Origin of the sequence: Pseudoalteromonas sp. SMS1, from assembly GCF_021530565.1 — a bacterium.
Lineage (GTDB): Bacteria > Pseudomonadota > Gammaproteobacteria > Enterobacterales > Alteromonadaceae > Pseudoalteromonas.
Genome location: NZ_JAKGBI010000059.1, coordinates 1 through 2,154, shown reverse-complemented (window position 1 = coordinate 2,154; position 2,154 = coordinate 1). Strand labels below are relative to the sequence as shown.

General features: G+C 38.9%; 2 protein-coding genes and 1 pseudogene. All 3 read left to right on the top strand.

The window, feature by feature from the left end:
• Positions 1 to 1,123, top strand: a 1,123-nt coding sequence (locus L1286_RS23940; RefSeq protein WP_235409537.1) for a DUF3990 domain-containing protein, incomplete at its 5' end; no start/stop codon positions are given.
• A gap of 57 nt (positions 1,124 to 1,180) precedes the next feature.
• Positions 1,181 to 1,687 (top strand): hypothetical protein, encoded by a 507-nt coding sequence (locus L1286_RS23935; RefSeq protein ID WP_235409536.1) that lies wholly within the window; start codon positions 1,181 to 1,183, stop codon positions 1,685 to 1,687.
• 285 nt (positions 1,688 to 1,972) lie between these two features.
• Positions 1,973 to 2,154, top strand: a pseudogene (locus L1286_RS23930) (alpha-amylase family glycosyl hydrolase); the annotation flags it as partial.

Below are 2,154 nucleotides of genomic sequence, written 5' to 3'. Positions count from 1 at the left end.
CAATGGTGCTGGGTACAATGATGCTTTTGTAAGTCATAGAGCATTTGATGATTACAGTTCACTTGTATTAGCTCGAACAGGCTTGGAGGAAAATTTTGGGAGTGCATGGTCAAGCAGTGCAACGGGTAGAGGGTTAAACCTTGCATTTATGCATGCCCAAAGTGAATCAATACGAAATACATTGAGTACGCCAATAACTGAATCAGCAGCTTATATATCAGGAAATAGACGTGGCTATGTTAATGCTTCGATAGGGCGTGAAGGTATTCTAGCGAGCTATCGATACCAAAAAGCATCAATGTCTCAATTTATAGCGCAGAATCAAGCTCAGTATGATTATGAGCAAGCCAACCCAATGGGAGGCTGGGGTGACGTTGTTTGGGGGATGGGCCAAGGTTTTATTGATAGTGTTTATCAAGATGTGCAATTCCTAGGCACATCTGTAGCAGCTTTTAGTCCTATTGTGCAGGGCGTTAGTCATCTCAGTGGGCGCGGGACTTTAAATCCGTTTGATTTGCAATACCACTCATTACTTGATACTCCAAAAAGTCGAATGCAGGCAGCTGGTCGCTTTATGGGAAAAAGTGCTAGTGCTGTAGTTGCTCCTGGCGGAGTTGCACTAAAAGGTGCTAGACGGCCAGATGAAGTCATTGTTTATTATCACGGCTCTAGAGCGGATAAGGTTGATGATATTCGAAAAGAAGGTGTAAATCTTGTGTATTCTAAGAGCGACAATGATTTTGGGCGTGGTTTTTACATGACAACTTCTCGTAGAGATGCATTTGAATCGGCGGAAATGATGGGCCAAAATCAGCCAAAAGCACTCGTTCGATTTGAAGTACCCAAGAAAGAAATAACGCGACTTAACAACTTAAAGTTTTCGGGTGCCACTGACGAGTGGCAGGACTTTGTAAAGTTCAATAAACCTAAACATGTGAAATTGAGTTATGTTCCTCCTACAGAATGGTTACCCACAGAGGCTGTTGCAGATATTATCACAGGGCCCTTGTTTCGAGGTTCGAGGGTAGATGGTTCACTAAGACATTGGGTGCACAGAGCAGATCAGACTAGTATTCATACGGATAAAGCAGTGTCAGTATTTAACCGTTATATGGTGAGATAACATAAATAGTTGGGTTGTAAAGTCTACCATTTACAACCCAATAAAAAGTAGATAAATATGGTAAATTTCGATAGTAATTTATTAAAAGAGCTTTCAGTTTTAGTTTATTTTGATTATATCAAACCAGTAGATTGTGTCAGTTGGTGTGACAGTATGATATTGGAAGGAGGTGTATCGGAAGACTGGATTTTTGAACTATCCCTTTTAAAGACTAACATAGAGGTCGCGACTCGGTTGATGAAAGAAGTAAATTCTAGGGGGGAAGACTTTTTACTCTCAGAATTGAGTGACACAGGGAGCTATTATGTTGCTATTTTATACTTAAAATATAGTTCAGATGAGATATCGTGGGGCAGATTTCTGAGGATGATTTGTCAAAAAGAGGAATTGAAATGTTATTCTTGGGTAAGTTTTCCTAATCTATATCAAAATTATATGGATAGTACTTCACCAAAAGATACTGAGTTTATACAAGCACAACTTATTTATGAAATGTTTGAAGAAGATATTTTAGGTGTTAAAAGAGTTTTTTTGGTTTTGAAGAGGTTCATACAAGTCTCGTGATGGACCATATAGGTGACCTAAGCTGAGTCAAGGTGATTTGGTTTAAATAGGTTTGCATCGCATATTAAAACTCCCCAAGAATTAACTTGGTCCAAAATTGGTAATTTAGGACAGAAACAAATTTATTTGCAGAAATTTACTGCTAAAACTAGACTCTTTAAAAACTGTTTAAATACCCAGTTAAAGTCGATTTTGAAAGGCACGACAAGAGCAAAGAAAGCATTGATAGATTTGTCCTCGACTTCTTATTATCACAAAATAGCACGGTGCGTACGCCGTGCTTTTTTGTGTGGAGATGACAAATATACAGGGAAGAGCTTTGATCATAGGCGACATGGTTGATAGAGCGTTTAAAGCTGCTTAGTGATGTGTTTGTGATAGAAATTGCGGCGTATGCCATTGTGAACAATCATTATCACTTAGTTGTAAAAGTGAATCGGCAACAAGCACTCAATTGGCCGGATGAT

Bases quoted from the DNA above. Each gene is read 5' to 3' on its own strand.
- L1286_RS23935 (WP_235409536.1), top strand. From the start codon at position 1,181: ATGGTAAATTTCGATAGTAATTTATTAAAAGAGCTTTCAGTTTTAGTT.